This is a genomic window from Salipaludibacillus sp. HK11 (assembly GCF_047795645.1).
Lineage (GTDB): Bacteria > Bacillota > Bacilli > Bacillales > Salisediminibacteriaceae > Salipaludibacillus.
The window spans coordinates 4,398,931-4,416,168 of sequence record NZ_CP181045.1 but is presented as its reverse complement, the minus strand read 5'-3'; the positions used below and the strand labels follow the sequence as shown (position 1 = coordinate 4,416,168).

Genomic DNA, 17,238 nt, shown 5'->3' with positions numbered 1-17,238 from the left:
AACCATGAAATTCCTTACTGTATTTTTGGGATAGCCTATTATTAAGTAACCCTCATCCCATGAATACATCAAAAGGTTTCTAACGCTTCAAATCTATAGCCCCAGTACTGATAATTTTGTTTCTTATACATATTTCTCGCTGTGTCCTCTCCATCAGCAATTAAAATAATCGTTTTATTAGGAAACGTGTCCATCACCTTTTTTTGCAGAGCGCTGCCTACGCCATTTTTTTGGAAGGATTCCTCCACGGTCAAATTGTCAATTTCAGCTGTTTCATCAGAAACAATTACATGGACCACACCTGCAGGTATTCCTTTATAATAAGCCAATAACTGTAAGTAACTAGGATCATTAAATTGCCGTTGAATAAGTTTTCTCTTTTGTTTAGCAAACTTTTTCCCGAAATCTAAACTCTGTTGATAATTTATCGTAAGAAATTCGTCAATGTTTTTTTCTGTAACGACCTCAACTTCAATATCTCGATGATGTTTTATTTCAGGAAATTCGCTCGCTTGTATACTATATAATTCCATAAAACCAATATCATAACCAGTTTTATTTAGATAGTTATCTAACTCTTCCGTAAGCTTTTCATTCTCCGGAAAATAAAACTTCACATGATTTTGCTCATATCTAGCATGAAAGTTCTGCAAATATGTTTCCGCTTCAATAAATTCTTTCAACGATGGAAGCCTCTTGAACTGAATATAATTACTATCATACATAACGAGCATTTCTGGGAAATGATGTTGTTTATACAAATCTGTTTCCGCAACAGTATCTCCAAGTATATGAATCTTTTCAAACGACATTGCTTTCACAACTAGTCCTCCTATAATCATCGGTGCTGATATCTATTATGCCTTATTTTATTACTAGATTGCTAGTGCATACTTCATCCATCTGTGAGGAGAAAATAGCAAACAAAAAACGCATAACTGTCACAATGAGAGTAACAGCATGCGATTCGTTTTTTAGAACTTGAACTCTATTAGCTACTTTTGGCTTCGACGAATTAAAAATGATACGCCTCCAATTAACAAGACCATCATCAAAATAAGAATGATAATAACCGGCCAGTTTACAGATGTTAACATACTATCACGCTCCTTTATTTATAAGATACTTTTGATAAAACTCAGTTTAATCAGTCTGTGACCAGTTCCAGTACGTGATATATCCTAACTGCTCGCCTCGGATGATTTTCTCTTCTTGCAACGTCAACAATTCTTTCGTTGGACCTGTCACAACAGCACCGTAGACTTTAAATCCATCTTCCTCCAAAAATTCAATCCGCTCCTCGAAATGAGGCATCTGAAACATTGCCTCCGCCAAAGTATCATCCTCTTCATAAAGAAGCTTCATATTTGCTATCATCTGTGATTCAACTTCGTCAATGTTTTCCAGAGAAAGAAAGCTCGTTGCATTATTACGCCATTTTTCATCAAAATATTGTCCACTCGATAGTCCCCACGGATCAACCGAAAGTGTATCTTCACTGCCACCCGAACCAGACTCAAAATTTTGCAACTCTCCCATAAATAACGGTAACCAGGATACCGTCAAATCATAATCATCGAGGAATTCCATTATTTCCTCCGGACGATAGTAGTCATCAAATGAAAAGGCCATTTCCGCTACAGTACCTTCATGAAGCGTCTCAAGTGTATCCCAAACGCCATCTTCCTTTGATGCAGAAAGACTGCGTTCATTTCGAGGATCATAAGGTAAGTAAAATTGATAATCTGCATATACATCTGGATCGGTAATATCATCATACAAATGAGTAAATGATTTAACTAGAGGCTTTACAATCTCTCTTGTTCCGATACGCTTATCGTCACTCCCGACTCTCTTTTTCAAATCGATCGACGTTCTTTCTGTAAAAAACGCAGAAATATCACCCAGTGTACCACCAAACCTGTCAACCCTGACTCCCGGCATTGTCCATTCAGCTGACAACTGAGCATACGTTTGTAGCTTTTCTTGATTGTCTGTTTCTGAATATGAAATTTGTAAAACCATTTGGTAGATCACGCCAGTAAATAAAATAATCAGTAGTATACGAATAATTTTCAGTGTTAATGTAAACCGATAACGTCTTAATGCCTTCATTCCCGTTTTATCTGTCCACTTCTCCGTCATCGTCACTCTCTCCCATCTTTATGTTCTCTGAAAAATACAATGGAACAAGCTCGTTAAATCGTTTTCTCGCCCTGTGTAATGTCACCTTCACCTGGTTATCTGAAAGCTCCAATGTCTCAGCTAGTTGTTTATAAGTAAATTCTTCTTCGTCTCTTAGAAACAAAATGGTTCGATAGTTTTCAGGCATTAAACCATATATTTTCTGTATATGTTCGCTACTTTCTTTTTCGATCACATATGATTCTGGTGTTTCGTATGGATGAAATACTTGCTCCTTGATATGAACTAATTCAACAAAAGGCACCCATTCCCAACGTTTCCGCTTTCGCCAGTAATCGAAATACGCGTGCCGCGCGACTTTAAATAACCAACTTTTTACTTCTTCATTTTTATAAAAATCCAATGATATCGTCGCTTTCACAAAGGTATCTTGTAGCAAATCTTCTGCTACTTCAGGAGATCCAGAGAGTTGCAACAAATAATAATATAAAGATTTCGCATGAGTTAAATAAATATCTTCTAGCTTTTTAGTCTGTTTCCCCACTCTCTGAACCTCCTCTCCTCTTTAGAACGAACCAATCTCAAAAATGTTACAGTCGATTCTAAAACTTTCTTAATTCTTCTATCGTAAGAGGTTTATTTGAAAAAGGATAGTTTTTAAGGGAATTGATGTAATTAGAGTCATAATTTCAACCGAGTGAATTTAATAATGATGGAAGCCAATATTCAAGTTCTGGAAGTTAATAATTGAGATAATAAGATTTAGAGAGGTTATAACTAGAAAGTGGAGGAGGGAAGCAGTTATTTAGCCATTGACTACGTTCATTATTTACAACGGCTAAATAAACAGTCATTCTATATATCTATCTGTTATATTAATAAAAACTTTCTATAGCAAGTACTTCTTCTCTGAGTTTCACAATAGCTTCTGTTTCTAATATCTCTACATCCGGCAAATAGGGTTGGGAAGAAGGAACATGGACCACTCGTGCTAGTTGTTTGTTGGAAAGTCGAACTGTGGAGTTTACAGGGAATATATGTAGCATTTCTAAAAACTTTTTCACACACTTCTGGTCAAATTGATTTTCAGACTCCAAGAGAAACGTCAATGCTTCGACACTACTTAATGCAGCTCGGTATGGCCTGTCTAACGTCATTGCTGAATAGACGTCAATAATCATTAATGCTTTAGCTTCCAACGTTAAATTTTCTTCTGTCACACCATGTGGATAGCCTGATCCATCTAACCTTTCATGATGATCACGAGCTAAAAAGGCGACTTCCATTGTATTAATAAATGTATTTAAGAGATCTTCTCCTGCCAATGTGTGCAGCTTAACTTCCTCAAATTGTTTCTTTTTTAGAGGCCCATTAAACTGAAGGAAGTCAGAAGGTATATTTAATTTTCCAATATCATGCATTAAACATCCTTTAACATACGCTAATTGATTTGGTAAATTAAGATGATTCGAAAACAACGTCCCTAATATGAACGTATCAACGACATGAATATACGTATAGTAATCTTTCTTTTTTAATTCATTTATTAACGTTTTAACTGGTTCCATATTGATTAATTCAAAGAAAGTTTCTGCAATTTTTTTAACTTCGTCCTCATTTTTAATCGCTAATCCGTAACGTTTATCAGACATAATATACAAGAAATCTTCTACTCTATTTTCAGCTTTAGTTAAATCAAATACCGTTTTAATATTTTTTGCTTTCATCATCTTTTTATCCCCTTCTTTAAAGTTAAATTTGAACTGCGATATTGTTGTAAATGAAAGATTTTGAATGTATCAAAAATGAATTGTATTACATTGAACAGTATATTAGTCTAAAAGACTATTTTTTATGTAAAAATTTCTTTTTATTTGCCATTATTTATATTATTTAGTAGAATTAAGCCGTAACTTTGTTCATAGTTTTTTCATTCATTGAAAAAAAACATAGTCAATTAGCGAATACATCAAAGTTCATTTATAATACATTAAGAATCCTATATAACTAGGATTTTTAATGTATTTTTGCTTCTTTTTCTCTTCTGTCATGTAATATATAAACCAAATATATTGTAATAAAAAGAAAGTAGGCGAATCACCATCATTTCCGTAGATCCCATTCGAGACCTAGAAACAATTAAAGCAATTAGAAAAGTATTAAAAAAACAGTCACTTAGAAATGAGTTTTTATTCATTTTTGGAATTAATGTTGGTTTACGGATAGGCGACATCTTAAAAATCCGTGTTCAGGATATTTGTTTAAACAATGAATCTATTAAAGAATATGTTAAGATAAAAGAACAAAAGACTGGGAAACATAAACGATTTTACTTAGGGGGAATCGTGAAAGAAACAGCTCAAATTTACATTAATCAAACAGCCCCAGCGATGGAAGATTTCTTGTTTAAAAGTCGAAAAGGAAAGAACCAACCTATTTCTAGAACCCAAGCCTATCGAATTTTAAATAATGCCGCTTTTAGCATTGGGTTAGTCCAGCGAAATGAAAATGGAAATATTATTTATGGAGAAATTGGTACGCACACACTGAGGAAAACCTTTGGATATCATGCTTATAAAAATGGGGTTGATATTGTTTTACTTCAAGATATTTTAAACCATTCATCTCCTTCCACAACTTTGAAATATATTGGTTTCACTGAAGAACAAAAACAGGCTGTGTATTTAAACTCAAATTTAGGTTAATCCATATAATTCTTTATTTAATTTGGAGCAGTTGTTAATGAAACTTATTACTACAATCATTTTCATTCACGGATGATTTTTGAGATCAGATACTGTTTTAGATCTAGCGGAGAAAATTCAATTAGATGATAAAAGGTTAAAAGCAACCATCGACACCTTTAATCGGTCGCTATTTCTCTTTTGTATGAAATAAATGAGGTAACAGCATCCGATTGTAAAATCGAATTAATAGACATATAACTAAAAAACAAACCTCCGATATGCTAAGAGGTTTGTTCATTATTTATTAGAGAATTTTATGCTTTTCACTGTTCCTTTGATGGATGTTTATTAAAAGGAATCTTCTTTATAGATAAAGTATTCAAAATCAGCTGCTTTTTTCATTCCGCTTAAGTCTTGTGTGCTCATACCAATGAAAGTTCCCGTGAACCGAATTTTCTCAGCAGAGTCATCGGACATGTGAGTTACATCAAGCGACGATCCAATTTGCTCCCACTGATCCTGTTCATCTTCCTTATAGAAAAGTGTCAATTTATCTTTATTGATTACACCTTTTAAATATATGCTGCCATCATTTCGAACCGAAATAGGCTCGGCAAGTATCTCATCATACTTACCATTCGTTGTTTCGATGATCTGAAGGCACTTTCCTTTATCTTCGTCGCGGGTCACATGAAGATAGACGTGATCTTCCGTATCGTAGTAAACGACTAGACCTGCCATGTGTTGGAAGTACTCTGGAGCATAATCTACTTTCGTTTCGAACTCGCAGTGAAATGACTGCTGCCTTCTAGCCACAAGACTTTGACTATGAACCGAAGAGAGAGATTCCATACCTCGCAACCGTAAAAATCCTCGACGCTCTTCCAAAGAACACCATGACGGATCCGCTGGAATTCTTAACGTGTTCCAATGATGGGAAAGTTCTTTACTGTCGAAACGATCTATTTCAGGCTCTGGTTCAAATGGATGCTCTGGCAAGTTCGGTCCTTCAACGATCAAGTCCGGAGAATTCCCACCATTCTTCAATCGTAACCAGTGATCGTCTGACCATTCACAAGGTTGAATCGCTGTTTCGCGTCCAAGAGTACAGTATTTTCCGTTTAACGGACGTCCCGTTAAGTATGCAATATACCATTCACCCTTCTGTGTTTCTACAAGGCTACCATGGCCAGCTTTTTGTAATTCTAGTTCCGGTTTACCTGCCGATGTAAGAAGTGGATAATCCGGATCCGTTTCATAAAGTCCATCAATTGTTTTAGATCGAGCCATCGTAGCGGCATGATCATATTGCGTTCCACCTTCTGCTACAAGAAGATAATAGTATCCATTTCTTTTATAAAGGTGAGGAGCTTCAGTAAGTTGAATATCACTACCTTTATAGATATTCTTCACAGGTCCGATAAGCTTCTTTTCCGCTTCCGAATATTCTTGCAGGACAACTCCTGCAAACGAATGGTTCTTTTTCCGATAATCCCAAATCATGTTTACAAACCATTTCCGCCCATCATCATCGTGAAATAGGGACGGATCAAATCCACTACTATTTAAATAAATTGGTTCTGACCAAGGTCCTTCAATATTTTCTGCAGTTACTAAATAGTTATGGGTATCTTTGTATGCTTCGTGCCACTGCTTCACATCAGTATAGATCAAGTAGAACGTTCCATTACTATAACTGAGACATGGAGCCCAAATGCCACCAGAATTCATATTTCCTTTCATATCAAGCTGTGATTTTCGAGTTAACGGACTAGAAATATTCCGCCAATTTTTCAAATCCCTTGAATGATGGATCCTCACGCCAGGAAACCACTCAAATGTAGATGTCGCAATATAATAATCTTCTCCGACTCTTAAGATGGAAGGGTCTGCATGAAACCCTGGTAAAATAGGATTTTGAATTTGTGTCATAATTATTGTCCTTTCTAAAATAATATTCTAGTTTCACTCACCTTTTAGTACTTCTTTTTGAACGCCAACACTTAATTCAGCCTCTTTGAATGCAGGCTCTAAAGACATCGCATTTTTAATAGATATACTCTTTATCCTTTTACAAACACTGTTTTTATTGATGTGAAGAACTCTTTCGCTGCTTCACCTTGTTCACGGGAATGCGAACTCGATTGTTTCATTCCTCCAAAAGGTGCTTGCAGTTCCACACCTGCTGTTTCAGCATTAATTCGTACGAGACCGGCATCGACGTCCTCAACAAACTTTAACATGCCACCGATTTTTTCCGTATAGATCGAAGCACTTAAACCATAATCCGTGTCATTGGCAAGTTCAAAAGCTTCCTCAATTTCACAAAATGTCATAATCGCAATTACAGGTCCAAAAATTTCTTCTTGAGCAATCTTCATGTTACTAGTTACTTCATCAAAAATCGTTGGTTCTACGAAATACCCTTGACCTAAGGCCCCGTCGGATAATCGATTACCACCATGAATCAGCTTTGCTCCTTCTTTTTTGCCTATGTCAATATAGTCTAAGACCGTATTCATCTGTCCTTCTGAAGCACATGGGCCCATCCAAATACCTTCTTGTAAGCCATCCCCGATTTTAATTTCCTCCATCGCAGATAGAAGCTTATCAACAAACTGATCTTTAATATCTTGATGAACAATAACGCGACTTGTCGCCGTACATTTTTGCCCAGTAGACTTGAATGCCCCACTTACGGTACCTGCCACGGCTTTATCAAGGTCCGCATCAGAAGCTACGATCGTTGGATTCTTTCCTCCCATTTCAAGCTGGTACTTCGCTCCTCTAGTCAATGCTGTTTGACCAATTCTTTTTCCAGTCTTATCAGAACCCGTAAAAGTAATCCCGGCAATGCTCGGATGCTCTACAATTCGTTCCCCAACAACGGATCCAGCTCCGGTAACCATGTTAATCACACCTTCTGGAATACCCGCTTCGTAAAAACATTCGACCACTTTTGTTCCTGTTATCGCCGTTTCAGTTGCTGGTTTGATAACAACGGTATTTCCGTAAATTAACGCAGGCGCCATTTTCCAAATTGGAATCGCAACTGGAAAATTCCACGGGGTGATAATACCCACAGTGCCTAATGGTGTGCGAGTCGTATACATAAGAGCTTCACTATCTGTCGCCGGAATCACATCCCCTGTTTTACGCATCCCTTCTCCTGCATAGTACCTTAGAATGGCTACGCCTCGAGCAGTTTCACCCTTGGCTTCTGGTAGAGTCTTTCCCATTTCCTCTGTCATTGTTTTTGCAATATCGTCGATTCGGCTTTCTAAAATATCAGCTGCCTTAAATAAATATTGTCCTCTTGCAGCTCCTGATAATTTGCGCCATGCACGTTTAGCTTCAGACGCTGCTGCTACCGCCTCATCCACATCTTCTTTTGATGATTGCTGAACTTTCCCTAGCACGGTGCCGTTCGTAGGGTTATAGATTTCCTTCACATCACCTGTTTGAGATTCTTTCCACTGTCCTTGAATATAATTTAAACACGTTGTCATAATTACTCCTCCTCAATTATCGTTTCATCGTTATTATTTGTTCTATTTGATCATTTCTGTTTTTGACACAATAGAAGCCGTGTTTTTCACATCGTTTATTAACACTCCGACACCGGATACCTCAATTTCGATTCGGTCACCCTCTTGCAATGTAAATTCATCCGGGGGAATAATACAAGTTCCAGTAAATAGCACTGTACCCGTAAAAATCGGGTTGTCTCTTCCTAAGAATTCAACAAGTTCTTCGTATTTTCTCTTTAATTGTGACGTATTTGCCTCCCCTTCAACCATTAACTCACCATTACGGAAAATGCGACATTGAATATCAAGGTTATAAGGATCCTGAACAGTGTCTGCTAAACGGATAGAAGGTCCAAATGAGCAGGAATTTCTCCATACTTTTGCTTGTGGTAAATATAACGGATTTTCTCCTTCGATATCACGGCTACTCATATCATTCCCTGCCGTATAACCTATGATCTCTCCCCTTTGACTTAACACTAACGCTACTTCTGGTTCAGGAATCTGCCAATTAGAATCGCTACGAATGCACACGGATTTATTCGGTGCCACGGTTCTAGCTGCTGTCGATTTAAAAAATATTTCCGGGCGGACCGCATCATAGACTTTGTCATAGAAGGAAATACTTCCTTCAGTTAACTCTTCCATCTCTGAATTCCTAGCCATACGACTATTTTCATAGGTTACTCCGCATGCCCAAACTTCAACAGCTTCAACGGGTGTTATTAGATTGATAGACTGATAGTCATAGACTTTCGAAGTTTCTTGATAAGGTAATTTAGAAATGAACGACGAAAGAGATTGCCCTTTTTCAGTTACCTTTTCATGAAGAACCATCACATCATTGGTTTTCTCTTTCAATATACTTGTTAAGTCATAGACTTTCTCATTTTCCCATATTCCTAGCGCGATGTTCTTGCTATCATTTATAAAACGGACAATATTCAACCTTCCCCCTCCTTCTACTTGATTAATTCTTTTTGCTCTTGGTCTATACCTTTTTTTAATAACTCGACAATTCGCTCTGAATCATAAATGCTCCCTTTCCATGTTCCACCGCTAGCAGCTTGAAGAGCTGCCCACAGTTTTGTATCATCTGGAAGGTCCGCATGGGGCGCTAGATCAGGGTGTGGCGACCTCTGCTTTAATAATTCTGCACCAGTTTCTCGGCCACACTCATGATCCTTTTCTCCAACGAAATTAACAGAAGCTTCGAGTTTGTGACAATCAATGATGACTTCAACAACGTCCCCATCACGTAGTTTTCCAACAGGTCCATCTGCAAGGGCTTCCGGTCCAACGTGACCAATACAAGCTCCCGTAGATACACCAGAAAATCTAGCATCTGTTATCAGCGTCACATATTTACCAAACGAAAGGTGTTTCAATGCAGATGTTAATTGATATGTTTCCTCCATCCCTGTACCAGAAGGGCCACAGCCAATCAATGCCATAATATCACCAGCAACGATGTCCCCTACTTTAATCGCTTTAATCGCCTGTTTTTCTGAAGTAAATATTTTCACCTTTCCCTTATGGCGATAGATACCATGTTCATCCAACATTGAAGCTTCGATCGATGTTGATTTTACAACAGCGCCTTCTGGGGCAATGTTCCCCGTTGGGAACGTGATCGTCGATGTCATTCCATATGACTTCGCTCTTTCTGGACCCATAATCACATCTTGAGGATCGACACCATCTTTTTCAACAAGCTGCTGCCTTACTAGTTGGCGACGTTCGGAATTCTCCCACCAGTCTAAAACATCTTTCAAACGTTCTCCGCTTATCGTCAGAACTTCTTCATCTAATAAGCCAAGATCACGTAAATGAAGCATCACTTCAGGAACCCCTCCAGCTAAAAATACACGAACGGTTGGATGATCCAACGGTCCATTAGGTAAAGCACTAACTAACCGAGGTACCTTCCGATTAATTTCAATCCAATCAGAAACGTCAGGTATACGAAGGCCTGCAGCATGAGCGATTGCTGGAATGTGTAGAAGTAAATTCGTCGATCCACCGAATGCCGCATGAACAACCATCGCGTTACGAATCGCCCCATCGGTTAAAATATCTTTCATGGTGATCCCATCAGCTGCCGCAGACATCACGGCACGCGCCGATTGTCTCGCCATTTCTTCCCATATCGGTTGCCCCGATGGAGATAAGGCAGCGTGAGGTAAAGACATCCCTAACGCTTCCGAAACGACTTGCGCACTTGCTGCCGTCCCCAGGAATTGACAACCGCCACCTGGCGTAGCACATGCTCGGCAACCAAGTTCGGCCGCTTCTTTTAAAGAGAGTTCTCCCGTTGAATATCTTGCACCAATCGTTTGAATTTTTCCTGCATCTTCTCCTACCGTTGGTGGCAAAGTCACGCCACCAGGAATAACCACACCAGGTAAGTCATGCATAGAAGCAACAGCCATCATCATTGCTGGTAGCCCTTTATCACACGTAGCAACACCAATCACCGCTTCACGCATTGGTAATGAACGAATTAATCGCCGATACACCATGGCCGCATCGTTACGATATGGCAACGAATCAAACATCCCTTTTGTCCCCTGCGTCCTACCATCACATGGATCACTGACGAAGCCAGCAAACGAAATATTTCCGAAATGATTGATCTCCTCCGCTGCCGCCTTCATTAAGTTACTAATCTCCCAATGTCCGGTATGGTAGCCTAGGGCAATCGGTTTTTCATTCTCATCTTTGATTCCACCTGATGTTCCAAGAATTAATATTTGCCTTCCTGTCAGTTTCGATGATTCCCAGCCCATCCCGACATTTTGCGATAGACCGAATAAATCCCCACTTGCCGAGTTCAGTAACATTTCTGATGTCAGTGGAAGTTCTCCTGAAGGACCAGCCGCTGTCGTCGCAATATTTCCCACGATTTTTTTCGTATCACCCATTATAGCGATTAATTTATCCATCATTTCCTCCCATTCTAAGTTTTACGTTCTTTTTACACTTTATCTGGATTGATGTACGCCAGGTCTTTAACAATATTTTGTCGTTTATCACCTGTGACAGCTTTGACTAAATTTTCAGCCGCAACTTTCACCATATCTTGCCTTGTTTTTGCTGTTGCTGAACCAATATGAGGAACTGTGACTACATTGGGTAGTCTTAAAATTGGATGATCTGGGTTAATCGGTTCTTGTTGATAAACATCAAGTCCTGCTCCAAGAATTTCTTTTGTCTGCAATGCCTCCAACAAAGCTCCTTCATCTACAGTCTGGCCACGTGATGTATTAATGAAAAATGCAGTCTTTTTCATGAGCTTAAATTCATTGGCTCCAATAAGGTTGGCCGTTTCTGAAGTGAGTGGCGTCATAAGTACAATAACATCTGATTTTTGTAATAATTCTTTGAAATGTGTATATGAAACGCCTAACTCTTTTTCCGCTTTCGGTTTAGGAGTGCGGTTATAATACAAGACATCCATGTCAAACCCGAATTTCCCACGTTTCGCAATGGCTTCTCCGATTCTCCCCATGCCGATTAAACCTAATGTACTGTGATGAATATCTGTACCATACAAATTTGTTTCATCACTTTTTTTCCACTTTCCTTGTTTTACATATTGATCTAATTCTGGAATTCTTCTTGCAGTACTTAAAATTAAGCCGAAAACGAGATCAGCCACCGTATCATCTAATACATAAGGTGTATGTGTGCCTATAACACCTCTGTCTCGCATCGCTTCAATATCAAAGTTATTGTAGCCAACTGATACATTACTGACAATCTTCAGATTTGGCGCATGATCAAGTAATTTTTTATCAATTTTTATTCCTTGTATTAAAAGCCCTTCAACATTTGAAACTTCCTTTAAAAGTTCATCTTGGGGAATCGTCCCTTCTCCCTCCCACTTTCGATAATCACAATGTTTCGCTATATATTTTTCAATTTCAGGTGGTACTGAAACTGCTATAAAGACTTTTGGTTTCAACGTTATCCACTCCTTTTTTTATCGAAAACTTCATCTTCTTGAATGGTGATAAATTAAACGAAACTACTCATATCTCACCTCCTTAGCATGACTTATCTCTACCCTACATTTTGTAAACGTTTACAAAAACATCCCAAGTTGAGTAGATGAAACTTTCAAAGTGAAGAGAATACTTTGAATCTATTTAGATTTGACATCGATTGGAAGATTTTTTTGATTGATAATATTAACCTTGTTTCGCTCCACAAGTTTTTCTAACGATCAACTTTGGTTGAAGTTTGATTTTCCAAGGCGTAGTATCTTCCTCTTCATTTTTTCTTGCTTCAATCTTTTGCATTAATCTGTCTACAGCTAATTGGGACATTTCTTCAACTCGTTGACTAACGGTAGTTAATCCTATTAACGAATGGCTTGATACATGAATATTATCAAATCCAACTAAAGCAATATCATCTGGTACCTTGAAACTTTTTTGTACTAAATTTTCCATGACCTCAAGAGCAATAAAATCAGCACTAGCTACTATTGCTGTCGGTTTAACTTTAGCTTCCAACAATTCATCAATCGCTTGCTTTACTTTTGGTTTAATTTTCCTAAATCCAACCTCCTGAACAAAATGGTCATAATTTTTTAATCCAGAAGCTTTCAAAGCGTCATAATATCCCTTTAAACGGTTTTCCACTACATCTGAGTGAATCGCAGCATGTAACATTGCAATTTTTGTATGTCCTAAGCTAATTAGATGACTAGTAGCGTCAAAACCACTTTTATGGTTATCTTGAATAATATAGTCTGTATTTTTATCTCTATTACGACGGTTGTAAAATACATAAGGAATTTTACTTTTATTCAAGAGATCCAACGTTGATTCCTTATACACAGATCCAATGATGACACCGTCTACCCTCTTTTGTACTAACAATTCAATATATCTATTCAATTTTTCTTCATCTTCTTCATTTGAATATAAAGTGACGTAACAATTATATTGCTCAGCTGCCTTAATAATAATTTCTGCACTTTCCGCAAAGAACGGGTTATCTAGTCCTCCTACAATGAGACCAATATTTGATGTGCTTTTCTTGATCATACTTCGTGCAATTAGATCAGGATAATAATTTAGCTCCTCAATCACATTGTTTACTTTCTGTTTCGTTGCTCCTTTAATAAATGGATAATTATTAATTACCCTTGATACTGTTGCGATTGAAACGCCAGCCTTTTTAGCAATATCTTTAATTGTTGGACTCATTAGGGAACCTCCATTTTAGAAAACGTTTACAAATATAAATATAATTTTCGTTCAAGATATGAGCTGAATGGTCAATATTTATGGTACTTTTTATGTATTGGGTTACGTTCTGTGAACTATATTTTAGAAAGCGTTTACAATTATGCGATTATTCTCATTATTCACTCCAATTTTATTATTAGATCAAAGTAATGTCAATGTTTTTCCTTTATCGTATTAGGATCATATAGAAAAGCATAGTTTTTAAGCAATGACTCTATTGAAGATTATGTTAAGATATAAGAACAAAAAACTTAGGATACATAAACGATTTTACTAAGGGAAGTCGTAATGGGAGAGTTGTTAATGAAACTTACTACTAGAATCATTTACTTCATTATTTTAAGCGCTATGATAGCCGGTGCAGGATATATCGGAGCGATTATCACTGCTTTCGCAGGGGGTTTGCAGTTTTATACACCTTTAGTTGGAGTGATCGCTGTTTTTTTAATCGTGCTCTTGTTTCTTATTTTATTCAGCAAACTTCGTAAAAAAACACTTAAAATCACGACGATTTCTTTTTTCAGTCTTGTTGTAGTCTCCGTAATTTCTTATTGGAGTTACAATGCATACATAGATAGCTTAAAGATGGTTACCGATCGTGGGATCGACTTGTATGACTATCAACCTTTTGAAGATGGCACTAATGTAGCTTCATTAGAAGAAGAAGCTAGTTATCATATAGCTGACAGCTTACCAACACTCGACGGAGCAACAGCTCTTTACCCTGTTTACTCCGCATTTGCACAAGCCGTATACCCTGAGAGGGAATATGATCCTCATACTATTCACAATAGTGAAGTCGTTTCAACACAAACCGACGTAGCATATAACCGTTTGATCGATGGTGAAGTAGATATCATTTTTGTTGCCGGACCTTCGACAGGACAAGAGGGGAAAGCCGATCGAGCCGGAGTGGAATTAGAGCTTACTCCAATCGGACGTGAGGCTTTTGTGTTTTTTGTGAATGCTCGTAATCCAGTAGACGAATTATCCATTGATGAGGTACGAGGGATATATTCAGGGGAGATCACTAATTGGACGGGAGTTGGTGGTGAGAATGAAGCGATTCGAGCTTTTCAACGACCAGCTGACAGTGGTAGTCAAACCGCCTTGGAAAACTTAATGGAGAATTATTCACTTACGGAACCTCCGACAGAAGACGTCGCCGGTGGCATGGGAGGAATCATTTCAGAGACGGCAGACTATCATAATCACCGTAATTCTTTAGGGTACTCTTTTCGTTATTTTTCAACAGAAATGGTCCAAAATGGGGACATTAAACATTTGGAAATAGAAGGTATTTACCCTGACAAAGAATCGATAGCTGATGATAGCTACCCAATATCTTCTGAGTTCTACATCGTGACAGCTGGGACCGAAAACTCTCATGTGGACGACTTCATCGAATGGATCCTTTCCGAGCAAGGTCAAAAGTTAGTCGAACGGTCTGGGTATGTACCTGTGAATTGATAATTAGTTGTATGTTAACGGATGAGCTTCCCATTGTGAAAGCTCATCCGTTTAGCATATGAATTTGCCTTTATTCTGCTTTTAATCCAAACCCGTATGGGAATAGTGGGTCATAGTCGCTGTCCCCATCGCGGATTGGAATTTGCTCCATCGAACGAGGCCACGTAAATGAAAGTTTTCCTGTGAATGGATGATCTCCAAACAAGACATCTGCTACTCCCTGCCCCTCTGTCCCCGGTAACCACGCAGCAACAAACGCATCCCAATCATCTATTTCATCGGTGATTATCATCGGCCGCCCCGAAAGCATGATCACAACCGTTGGAATGCCAGATCCTTGAACCGTTTCGAGTAACTCTAGATCCTCCTCACTTAACGTCAAGTCGTCTGTATCTCCTTCCATCTCAGCATATGGTTTTTCGCCAACGACAACAATAGCGACATCGTGCCCCTCTGCGCCTTCTCCATTTCTACTGTGCGTGACAGTGGTTGCATCTGAAACAATTGCTTCAATTCCTTCCATAATACTCGTACCTGGCGTGATGTCTCCTGGAGATCCTTGCCAATCTATTGTCCAACCTCCTGATTGGTAACCAATATCATCAGCTTTATTTCCTACCACAAAAATCTTATCTTCCTTAGATAAAGGGAGCAATTGATCATCATTCTTTAAAAGCACAAGACTTTTCCTTACAGCTTCCCTCGCTACTTCACGATGGGCTTCAGAACCAATACTATCCTCTTCTAATAAATTACGATCTGTGAATGGCGCTTCGAATATTCCAGCTTCAAACTTCACACGAAGAATCCGCGAAACTGCATCATCAACTCTCGACATTGGAATGTCTCCCGCTTCCACAAGCTCTGTTAATACAGGAATAAACTCCTCCCAACTGTCAGGAAGCATAAATAAATCAATACCAGCTAAAACACTTTGTTTTACAGCTTCGGTGTAGTCTTCGTGTACCTGTTCATGAGCATTCCAATCGGAAACTACAAGTCCGTCAAATGACAGTTGTTCCTTTAGCACTTCTGTTATTAAATAGTAATCTCCATGCGTCTTCAATCCGTTCCAGCTACTATATGAAACCATCACTGTTCTAGCTCCAGCTTCGATCGCTGCAATATAGGGTTCAATATGATACCTTAACTCTTCCTCAGAAAGCCGAATATCTCCTTGATCAATGCCATCCTGAGTTGCACCATCGCCTACCCAATGCTTTGCTGTTCCAATAACATTCGATCCTTGCATGAAATCGCTATCTGAAGGATTACCTTGAAACCCTTCAAGAGAAGCTATTGCAAGTTCTGTTACAATTTCCTTTGTTTCTGCAAAACCTTCATATGTGCGTCCCCACCGCTCGTTTTGTGGTATCGCAAGTACTGGTGCAAACGTCCAATTCATCCCAGTAGTTTTGACTTCTTTGGCGGTTACCTCGCCAATTCGTCGAACAAGCTCTGCATCATTTGCAGCTCCTAAACCAATATTATGCGGAAAAATCGTAGCACCGTAGAGATTATTGTGACCATGTACCGCATCAATTCCATAGAGAATTGGAATCTTCAATCTCGTTGATAAAGCCATATTTTGATACTCCTCAACCATGTAAGTCCATGCTTCCACAGTATTAGGTTCCGCGCTTGATGCACCTCCATTTAAGATTGATCCAAGAAAATACTGTTCCACATCCTCAGGAGTTGCTGTATTTATTTCTCCTTGAACCATTTGTCCAATTTTCTCTTCTAACGTCATTCGCCCGAGCAAGTCTTCCACCCGTTCTTCAACTAGCATTTCACTATTTTGGTATGACAGATTCTCTTGTTCATGTTCCTCTTCTGAAATTGTCTCTTCGTTTTCCCTTTGAAAAACTTCTTGCTCAGAGGGCAAATCCTCATCACTATTAGATTGAATAAGTATCGTAATTGACCTGCCTAATACTAAAACAACAATAAATCCAATAACAAAATAAATATATTTTTTCGACATGTTAACCCCCTCCTTAACCCATAAACGAAATCGGTTTCGTATTTAACGAAAATGTATCTTATCCATACTACTATCATAATCAATGTATTCCCTGTAGTCCACATATTCAAAAGAATTTCTTATTAAAAATAAACCACTACCAAAAGTGCTAGATCAAC

The 17,238-nt window shown here is 38.3% G+C and carries 13 protein-coding genes; 2 read left to right on the top strand and 11 right to left on the bottom strand.

Annotated elements, in window-relative coordinates; genetic code table 11:
* Nucleotides 1-68: 68 nt before the first annotated feature.
* The 4 genes from ACM26V_RS20940 to ACM26V_RS20925 form a co-directional block, all read right to left on the bottom strand.
* Nucleotides 69-812, bottom strand: coding sequence for a GNAT family N-acetyltransferase (locus tag ACM26V_RS20940; protein WP_416151934.1), 744 nt, complete (start codon nucleotides 810-812; stop codon nucleotides 69-71).
* Nucleotides 813-1,143: 331 nt separating this feature from the next.
* Nucleotides 1,144-2,145, bottom strand: coding sequence for an anti sigma factor C-terminal domain-containing protein (locus ACM26V_RS20935; protein ID WP_416148708.1), 1,002 nt, complete (start codon nucleotides 2,143-2,145; stop codon nucleotides 1,144-1,146).
* A complete protein-coding gene (locus tag ACM26V_RS20930; RefSeq protein ID WP_416148707.1) occupies nucleotides 2,123-2,689 on the bottom strand; it encodes a sigma-70 family RNA polymerase sigma factor in 567 nt (188 codons plus the stop codon). Before ACM26V_RS20930 ends, ACM26V_RS20935 begins: the two co-directional genes overlap by 23 nt.
* Nucleotides 2,690-3,020: 331 nt before the next feature.
* The gene (locus tag ACM26V_RS20925) at nucleotides 3,021-3,875 is read right to left on the bottom strand and encodes an HD-GYP domain-containing protein (RefSeq protein ID WP_416148706.1); all 855 of its coding nucleotides are present in this window, start codon (nucleotides 3,873-3,875) and stop codon (nucleotides 3,021-3,023) included.
* Nucleotides 3,876-4,241: 366 nt separating this feature from the next.
* Between ACM26V_RS20925 and ACM26V_RS20920 the strand changes: the two genes are divergently transcribed.
* Nucleotides 4,242-4,850 (top strand): site-specific integrase, encoded by a 609-nt coding sequence (locus ACM26V_RS20920; protein ID WP_416151933.1) that lies wholly within the window; start codon nucleotides 4,242-4,244, stop codon nucleotides 4,848-4,850.
* Nucleotides 4,851-5,180: 330 nt separating this feature from the next.
* Here ACM26V_RS20920 and ACM26V_RS20915 read toward each other — a convergent pair whose 3' ends face one another.
* The 6 genes from ACM26V_RS20915 to ACM26V_RS20890 all read right to left on the bottom strand — a co-directional run bounded on the left by ACM26V_RS20915 (nucleotide 5,181) and on the right by ACM26V_RS20890 (nucleotide 13,581).
* Entirely contained in the window at nucleotides 5,181-6,764 is a 1,584-nt protein-coding gene (locus ACM26V_RS20915; protein WP_416148705.1) for a glycoside hydrolase family 43 protein, read from the bottom strand.
* Between the two features lie 131 nt (nucleotides 6,765-6,895).
* A complete protein-coding gene (gucD, locus tag ACM26V_RS20910) occupies nucleotides 6,896-8,341 on the bottom strand; it encodes an alpha-ketoglutaric semialdehyde dehydrogenase GucD (protein ID WP_416148704.1) in 1,446 nt (481 codons plus the stop codon).
* 42 nt (nucleotides 8,342-8,383) lie between these two features.
* Nucleotides 8,384-9,310, bottom strand: coding sequence for a fumarylacetoacetate hydrolase family protein (locus ACM26V_RS20905; RefSeq protein ID WP_416148703.1), 927 nt, complete (start codon nucleotides 9,308-9,310; stop codon nucleotides 8,384-8,386).
* Between the two features lie 14 nt (nucleotides 9,311-9,324).
* The gene (locus tag ACM26V_RS20900; RefSeq protein ID WP_416148702.1) at nucleotides 9,325-11,310 is read right to left on the bottom strand and encodes a YjhG/YagF family D-xylonate dehydratase; all 1,986 of its coding nucleotides are present in this window, start codon (nucleotides 11,308-11,310) and stop codon (nucleotides 9,325-9,327) included.
* Between the two features lie 29 nt (nucleotides 11,311-11,339).
* Nucleotides 11,340-12,329 carry a 2-hydroxyacid dehydrogenase gene (locus ACM26V_RS20895; RefSeq protein ID WP_416148701.1) on the bottom strand — a complete coding sequence of 330 codons (990 nt, stop codon included), beginning with the start codon at nucleotides 12,327-12,329 and terminating at the stop codon, nucleotides 11,340-11,342.
* A 226-nt stretch (nucleotides 12,330-12,555) separates the two neighbouring features.
* Entirely contained in the window at nucleotides 12,556-13,581 is a 1,026-nt protein-coding gene (locus ACM26V_RS20890; RefSeq protein ID WP_416148700.1) for a LacI family DNA-binding transcriptional regulator, read from the bottom strand.
* A 345-nt stretch (nucleotides 13,582-13,926) separates the two neighbouring features.
* Between ACM26V_RS20890 and ACM26V_RS20885 the strand changes: the two genes are divergently transcribed.
* Nucleotides 13,927-15,093 (top strand): PstS family phosphate ABC transporter substrate-binding protein, encoded by a 1,167-nt coding sequence (locus ACM26V_RS20885; protein ID WP_416148699.1) that lies wholly within the window; start codon nucleotides 13,927-13,929, stop codon nucleotides 15,091-15,093.
* Between the two features lie 70 nt (nucleotides 15,094-15,163).
* Here ACM26V_RS20885 and ACM26V_RS20880 read toward each other — a convergent pair whose 3' ends face one another.
* Nucleotides 15,164-17,080, bottom strand: a complete 1,917-nt coding sequence (locus ACM26V_RS20880; RefSeq protein ID WP_416148698.1) for a glycoside hydrolase family 3 protein — start codon at nucleotides 17,078-17,080, stop codon at nucleotides 15,164-15,166.
* Between the last annotated feature and the right edge of the window lie 158 nt (nucleotides 17,081-17,238).

What these genes read in the sequence shown, in the direction of transcription:
- ACM26V_RS20925 (WP_416148706.1), bottom strand. Translation starts at nt 3,875, where the DNA reads ATGATGAAAGCAAAAAATATTAAAACGGTATTTGATTTAACTAAAGCT.
- ACM26V_RS20940 (WP_416151934.1), bottom strand. Translation starts at nt 812, where the DNA reads ATGTCGTTTGAAAAGATTCATATACTTGGAGATACTGTTGCGGAAACA.
- ACM26V_RS20915 (WP_416148705.1), bottom strand. Translation starts at nt 6,764, where the DNA reads ATGACACAAATTCAAAATCCTATTTTACCAGGGTTTCATGCAGACCCT.
- ACM26V_RS20890 (WP_416148700.1), bottom strand. Translation starts at nt 13,581, where the DNA reads ATGAGTCCAACAATTAAAGATATTGCTAAAAAGGCTGGCGTTTCAATC.
- ACM26V_RS20880 (WP_416148698.1), bottom strand. Translation starts at nt 17,080, where the DNA reads ATGTCGAAAAAATATATTTATTTTGTTATTGGATTTATTGTTGTTTTA.
- ACM26V_RS20885 (WP_416148699.1), top strand. Translation starts at nt 13,927, where the DNA reads ATGAAACTTACTACTAGAATCATTTACTTCATTATTTTAAGCGCTATG.
- gucD (WP_416148704.1), bottom strand. Translation starts at nt 8,341, where the DNA reads ATGACAACGTGTTTAAATTATATTCAAGGACAGTGGAAAGAATCTCAA.
- ACM26V_RS20900 (WP_416148702.1), bottom strand. Translation starts at nt 11,310, where the DNA reads ATGATGGATAAATTAATCGCTATAATGGGTGATACGAAAAAAATCGTG.
- ACM26V_RS20935 (WP_416148708.1), bottom strand. Translation starts at nt 2,145, where the DNA reads ATGACGGAGAAGTGGACAGATAAAACGGGAATGAAGGCATTAAGACGT.